Source organism: Streptomyces sp. NPDC044033 (assembly GCF_056434425.1).
Window position 1 is genome coordinate 48,989 of record NZ_JBWKFF010000038.1, and the last position, 6,279, is coordinate 55,267.

Annotated in this window: 7 protein-coding genes; all 7 read left to right on the forward strand. The window is 73.3% G+C overall.

Features of this window, described 5'->3' with window-relative positions:
* Positions 1-193 precede the first annotated feature (193 nt).
* Positions 194-463, forward strand: a complete 270-nt coding sequence (locus AC07AB_RS38425; RefSeq protein ID WP_478576909.1) for a hypothetical protein — start codon at positions 194-196, stop codon at positions 461-463.
* Positions 464-944: 481 nt separating this feature from the next.
* A complete protein-coding gene (locus tag AC07AB_RS38430; RefSeq protein ID WP_478576912.1) occupies positions 945-1,418 on the forward strand; it encodes an NUDIX domain-containing protein in 474 nt (157 codons plus the stop codon).
* Positions 1,419-1,539: 121 nt separating this feature from the next.
* On the forward strand, positions 1,540-2,760 hold the full coding sequence (locus tag AC07AB_RS38435; RefSeq protein WP_478576915.1) for a phosphotransferase: 1,221 nt from the start codon (positions 1,540-1,542) through the stop codon (positions 2,758-2,760).
* The gene (locus AC07AB_RS38440) at positions 2,757-3,701 is read left to right on the forward strand and encodes a lactate/malate family dehydrogenase (RefSeq protein WP_478576918.1); all 945 of its coding nucleotides are present in this window, start codon (positions 2,757-2,759) and stop codon (positions 3,699-3,701) included. Before AC07AB_RS38435 ends, AC07AB_RS38440 begins: the two co-directional genes overlap by 4 nt.
* The gene (locus tag AC07AB_RS38445) at positions 3,698-4,834 is read left to right on the forward strand and encodes a hypothetical protein (protein ID WP_478576920.1); all 1,137 of its coding nucleotides are present in this window, start codon (positions 3,698-3,700) and stop codon (positions 4,832-4,834) included. Before AC07AB_RS38440 ends, AC07AB_RS38445 begins: the two co-directional genes overlap by 4 nt.
* A gap of 5 nt (positions 4,835-4,839) precedes the next feature.
* The gene (locus tag AC07AB_RS38450) at positions 4,840-5,367 is read left to right on the forward strand and encodes a hypothetical protein (protein ID WP_478576922.1); all 528 of its coding nucleotides are present in this window, start codon (positions 4,840-4,842) and stop codon (positions 5,365-5,367) included.
* Positions 5,368-5,970: 603 nt separating this feature from the next.
* On the forward strand, positions 5,971-6,111 hold the full coding sequence (locus AC07AB_RS38455; RefSeq protein ID WP_478576924.1) for a hypothetical protein: 141 nt from the start codon (positions 5,971-5,973) through the stop codon (positions 6,109-6,111).
* The last annotated feature ends 168 nt before the right edge of the window (positions 6,112-6,279 follow it).

Sequence of the window (6,279 nt, forward strand, 5' to 3'; positions counted from 1 at the left end):
GACTTCCCTCCATTCGAGCAACTCTCCGACTGACACCGTCGGTTCTGACGGAAACGCCGGTTGAGCAGGGACTCATGTCCGGCGATGGTTGCGGACCACGAAGAGCAATACAGCTCACATCTGCGGTTTCCAAGCCGCGCGTGTGCTCGCCGCCCCGACGACTGTCGCCCGGCCCATAAGGAGGGTCACAGCAATGCCCGTTTCCGACGAGTCCGAAGTGCTCGATGCTGGACCGGAGTTCAGTCGTCCGTGCGTGCCAAGGGTCGGCCCGTACATGCCCGAGGCCACTGATCTGGTCCACGACGAGCGCACCGATCAGGACGCGGTCGTGGTGGCCCCGCCCGGTACGTACGCGCTGGACGAGGTGTATCTGCGCCCGGCCGCCGGGAAGGGCCCGGGCTGGGGCGCCAAGGTTCGTGACCTCTGGCTCATTGAGCGGCACGCCGGGGCGGGGCTGTGGTGAGTGCGCTCTGGCTGATGGTGATCGTCGCGAGCCGCGGGGGCGGCACGGTCTTCCTCATACCGCAGGGCGAAGGCGTTGACGGCCCTGCGGGGGTGGAGCGTCCTCCTACGGGCGCAGCGCGCCGGGGTCCGCCTGTCGCGTAGGTCATCGCGTTTTGCTTGATCGTCTGTGCCGGTAGGTGCGGGCGGTTCTCAGACCGGTCGTTGCCGCGATCAGAGCCATTCCCACCTGGGCTCCGTGGCACGGCCGCCGGTCCGTCCCGCTGGGCGTGTGACCCGCGCCGGTTCGCGTGGACGGAGGTCGGTCCTGGTTCCGCGGGAGCCAGGGCTGCGTCGGCTGCCCCGTCTCCCACCCCGTCATAGCGGGGCAGCCGGCACCGGCCTTTCGACCGCCCCGGTCGCTACCGGGGCGTGGCCGCCCGCGTCGGTGGGGACCGCGGGCGGCCCCATCCCTTGCCATGCCATTTCCTTTTGGAGGCACCGTGCACGAGGAGAGAGCCACGAGCACGACGGGCAGATCTCAGGGTCTGCTGCTCAGTGCGCGCGGGGCGGTGCTGCTGGTGCGCCGCACGCACCGCCGGGACGGCGATCCGCGCTGGTACGTCGCCCCCGGCGTATCGCTCCGCGCCGGGGAGCAGGTGCGGCGGGCGCTGGCCCGCGCCGTTCGCGAGCAGACCGGTCTGGCCGTCGCCAGGCGGCAGGTCGGGCCGCTGCTGATCGACGGCGGCCGTTCCCGCGTCTACCTGGTCGGGCCACTCCGAGAGGCGCCCGTCACCCTTCCCGCCGGGGACGCTGCGGGCGGGCCGCCGCCGTTCGACCACTACGTCTGGGCGCTGCCGGCGGAGCTGACCACGTACTGCGCGTTTGATCAGGGCCAGTTGCTGTGGTCCGCGCTGCGGGCGGTCCGCGCCCCGGCGCGCGGCCGGGCGGCGGGCCGGTACCGCCGCGCCGCGTAGACCCTGTTCCGGGAGTCCGGTGAGGGAGCCCTCTGTGCCGGACACCGGGCCCAGGGCCAGGGATTCCCTGCGCCCGGTGTCGCCACCCGCCCGCTGCGTACGACGACCTTGCGGAGGTCCGATGAAGCCAACCTTCCACCAACCGGTCACCGTTGATCGCCTGTTCGCCGACGCGGGCGCGCGCGTCGAGGCGGGTGCGCGGGCCCTGTGGCCGGGCCGCGCGGTGCGCCTGGGCGCGCACCTGCCGTCGGTGACCTGCTACGTCCAGCACCTCGACGTCGGCGGCCGCGCCCTGGTCGCGAAGGTCTCCTACCTCGGCGTCTCCCTCGTCTCGCTGCTGCGCGGGGTGCGCGGCGACTGGTCCACCGTGCAGGCGGCCCAGGCCGCCTACCTCACCGCGCCGAGCGCCCTGCTGGACCGTGAGGCCACCCAGCTGCGGCTGATGGGGCAGGTGCCGGGGCTCGACGTCGTCCCGGTCGCCGGGCTCCGGGGCGGTGTCCTGTTCACCGGCCGGGTGAGCGGGCCGACCCTGGCCGACCTCCTGGCCACCGCCCCGGAGCGCACCGCTGAGCTGCTCGGCCGCGTCGTGTGCACCCTCCGCGCCCTCCAGCACCCGGCTCTCCCGCGCGGTGCCACCGTTCCGCAGACGCCTGAACGCGGTGTCGGCCCCGTCTTCGTCCGCAAGTTCCGCGGCGCCGCCGGCCAGCTGTACCTGCGGCAGCTGGGCGCAGAACGCATCCCGGACGGCCAGGTGCGCGAGCAGACCCGGCTGCTGCTCGCCGCGGCCGTGGAGCGGCTGATGCGGCTGCGCAAGCTGCCGCAGCCCCGGTGTCCGGCGCTGCTGCACGGCGACCTGAAACCCGAACACCTCCTCTACCCCCACGGACCGTCCGGGGCTCCGGTCTTCCTCGACCCCGGCCTCCAGTACGGCAGCGGCTGCACCGACACCGCCAAGCTCCTCTCCCGCACCCTGCTGCACCTGCTGGCCGCCCCGCCCGCCCCGCAGACGGGGCGCGAGATCATCGAAGGCGTCGACGCGTTCGCCCGAGGCCAGGCCCGGGCGCTGGCCCGCCCGGCGGTCCGGGAGGTGTGGCTGCGGCAGCTGGTGATCACGTGGCTGATGGACACCGTCAACATCACCTCCAGCTACCTGTCCGCGCCCGGCGCGCTGCCGCTGCCCACCCCCGCCCCGGGCCTCCTGGACCGCGCGCTCACCGTCGGCACGCTCGTGGACCGCGGTAGCGCGCTGCTGGATGAGGACCTGCCGATGCAGCGCCTGTGGCCGCGGCTCCTGGACGACATCCAGGCCCTGGTCAGCGCCGAGGCCGGAGCCGCCCGATGAACGGCCTGCGGCCGCCGGGCCCCGCGCGCGGCAGGGGGACGGTGGGGGCGATCGGCATCGTGGGGGCCGGGGCGGTCGGCCAGAGCGTGGCCGCCGCCCTGGTCACCGCCAGACTCAGCCACCGGGTACGGATCACCTCCTGGCGCCCGGCCCGCACGGTGGCACTGGTCACCGACCTCGACGACCTCGCCCAGCTCTGCGGCTCCCCCGTACGGGCAGAGTCCTGCGAGGTCGCCGACCTCACCGCGTGCGAGGCGGTGGTCATCTGCCTGCGGGGCGCCTTCACCAACACCGCGGCCCGCGATGTGCGAATGGCCGGGCTCCAGGCCAACGCCCCCCACATCGCCGCCCTCGCCGAACGCCTCTCGGGCTACCGGGGAACCGTGGTGATGGTCACCAACCCGGTCGATGTGATGACCAGGCTGTTCGCGGAGGTCTCCAAAGCGCGCCGGGTGTACGGGGTGGGGTCGAACCTCGACTCCGCCCGCTACCGCCTGACCCTCGCCCGCCTGCTCGGCGTGCCCGTCTCCGCGGTGGACGGGTATGTGATCGGCGAACACGGCGACCAGGCCGTCATCTGCGCCACCGCCACCCGCATCGGCGGCCTGCCCCTGACCCTCCCGCTGCGGGAGGTGCGCGCCGAGCTCGCCGCCCGGCCGGGCCGGATCACCGTCGGCGGCCGGGCCCGCTTCGGCCCCGCCGCGGCCGCCCTGTCCGCACTGCGCGCCGCCCTCGGCCTGACCGACGCGGTGGTGGAGCTGAGCACCCGGCACGGCGATGCCTGGCACGGCGTGCCGCTGCACTTCACCGCCGGCACCCCCACTCCCTTTCTGCCCCCGCTCGACCGGTCCGAGGCGCGCCAACTGGCCGACGCCGACCGGAAACTGGCCGACGCGTACCACCAGATCCGTTACCTGCATCCCCGAGGAGAATCCCAGTGACCACGGCCGTCCGTATCGCCCCCGCCGGCGAGCGCGCCCACGCGCTCGTCGTCAGCAACCGCCCCGCGATCACCGGCTGGTCGCTGCGGTACTTCGCCCCGTGGTGGACCACCACCGCCACCGAAGTCTTCCGACCGGCTGCTCATCCCACCGTCGACGCCCGGGTGGACGCCTCCCACCGGACCTCCATCACCCGGATGATCACCGACCACGAGCACGCAGACGTCACCTACGCCGGTGCCCGCACCCTCGTCCACGAGGAGAGCGACGGCGCTGTCTACGCGGTCCAGCCCGCCCAGCGCCTCGCCTACCACGCCACCCCCACCCGCCGATGGGTGGCCGTCTCCGGGCAGGAGAACGAGGGCGTCGCGCTGGCCGCCGCCCGCCTGGCCCGCGACCTGATCCGCGCCCAACTCCTCGGCGAAGGCTGGGTGCTGCTGCACGCCTCCGCCGTCGCCCGCAACGGCCGGGCCCTGCTGACCGTCGGCTCCAAGGGCGCGGGCAAGAGCACCGTCGCCCTGACCCTGGCCCGGCAAGAGGGCTGGGACCTGCTCGCCAACGACCGCGTCTTCGCCCGCCCCGAGCCGGACGGCACCGTGCGGCTGCTGCCCTGGCCCGCCGCCGCGGCCCTGGGCTTCGGTCTCCTCGACGGACTCGGTCTCTACGACACCGTCCGCCAGTTCTTCCTGAGCGGCGATCCGCTGCATCCCACCCAGCACCCGCAGGTCACCCACGCCCTGACCACCGGCGACCGCGCACCGCAGTGGAACGACGCCAAGAGCAAGGAGCTCAAGTGCCAGCTCTTTCCCGACCAGCTCGCCTCCTGGCTCGGCTGCACCCTGACCACGCACGCCACCGCGGCCGCCGTCCTGCACCCCCGCATCTCCGCCGGGATGACCGTCCCGGAGGCCGGGGACATCGCCGAACTCGGGGAGGCCGACTTCTTCTCCGCCGCGACTGAGGACCGCTACCCCGACCTCTTCCACCTCGCCCACGACACCCGCCCCGACCCCGACCCCGTGCGGGAGCGCCTGGCCGCGCTGCCCTGCCAGTCCGTGGTCCTCGGCCACCACGCCGACGCCAACACCGGCGCTCTCGTCCGCCTCGCCGACACCCTCCTTGCGGCGAGCTGACCGGCATGCGTCTTCCGCTCCCCGTCGACCCCCAGTGCGCGCCCACCACGGCCGCCGACTTCTGCCTCCGGCCCCTCCACCTCGACGAGGCCGAAGAGCCCGCCCCGGACGGCAGCGGCTTCACCTCGGGCAGCTTCACCGTGTCCTGGGATGACCCGGCCCCGGTGAGAGCCACCGTGCGCGTCGCGCCGCTGTGGTGCGAGCAGCGCACCAGCCTGGACGACCCGACCGCGGTGGAAGCCGTCGGCGGGCACTGGGCGGACTCCGCCACCACCGCGATCCACTGGCTGCACACCAACATCCTCCAAGCCGCCCGGACCCTCCCGCCCTCACAGGCCGCCCTGCTCAAGCTTCTCGTCACCAGCCCCACCGCCGGCCGCGCCCACCACTTCGCCCTGCGCTTTCGCCACATGACGCTCAGCGTCGAAATCCGCGCCCACGGCCACCGCAGCACCTGGACCATCAACCACCAGCCGCACACCCCCGCCCCGGTGACCGTCCCCGCCGCCGCAGCGGGATGGCACCGGGCATGAGGCACTAGCCCGGCCCCTGACCCCACCGACCACCTGCCTCGCGATCAGCGAAAGACCACCCATGCACCAGCAGCTCACAACCCCGCGCGACAAGATCGTCGTTCCGTACATCACCACCCGCGTCGGAGAGGAACTCGGAGTCGGAACGATGCTCCGAATCCATCCGACGCGGGGCCTCTGCTACGCCCCCGAACTCCCCCACGACCGGGACCCAAGTGGTGTTCTCTGGGCACGCCGCTCGCACAACCCCCGCGACAATGCAGGCCAGCCGACCGGCGCGCCGCTCTACGCGAAGGTCCACCCCTCCCGACAGAGGGAGACGATGTTCGGTTTGCGGTGCCAAATCTGCTGCCGGGAACCCGCCAGCCGCACCCAGGACGGCTACCTCTTCCTGCTGGAGCAGCCCAACGGCGGCACGGGCACGGGGTGGCCTGAAGGAGAGCTGATGCGCCATCCGCCGCTCTGCCTCCGGCATGCCGAGGTCTCCGTAGAACGGTGCCCGCCCCTTCGGCGGGGCCACGTCGCGGTGCGCGTAAAACTCCCGCGCCTCTACGGAATCAAGGGCTGCCCTTCACCACGGAGAAGGACGCGGAGCTGGACAGCGTGCCCGACGCCGAAGACATCGTGGCCTACCAGGACCCCCGCATCCGCTGGTACCTCGCCACCCAACTCGTACGACGCCTGTGCGGCGTGACCGTCATCGACCTGAACGCGGAACTCGCCGCCGCAGGGCTGCGCCGATGACCCTCCCGCCGCCGGCCCGCCCCCCGCGAATACGCGCCGCTTGGGGCCCGCACCCGCCATCGGGGGGGGGGGGGGGGGGGGGGGGGGGGGGGGGGGGGGGGGGGGGGGGGGGGGGGGGGGAGGGGGGAGGAGGGGGAGGAGAAGAAGAAAACGGAGAGGAAGAAGAAC

Bases quoted from the DNA above. Each gene is read 5' to 3' on its own strand.
- AC07AB_RS38425 (WP_478576909.1), top strand. From the start codon at position 194: ATGCCCGTTTCCGACGAGTCCGAAGTGCTCGATGCTGGACCGGAGTTC.
- AC07AB_RS38450 (WP_478576922.1), top strand. From the start codon at position 4,840: ATGCGTCTTCCGCTCCCCGTCGACCCCCAGTGCGCGCCCACCACGGCC.
- AC07AB_RS38435 (WP_478576915.1), top strand. From the start codon at position 1,540: ATGAAGCCAACCTTCCACCAACCGGTCACCGTTGATCGCCTGTTCGCC.
- AC07AB_RS38440 (WP_478576918.1), top strand. From the start codon at position 2,757: ATGAACGGCCTGCGGCCGCCGGGCCCCGCGCGCGGCAGGGGGACGGTG.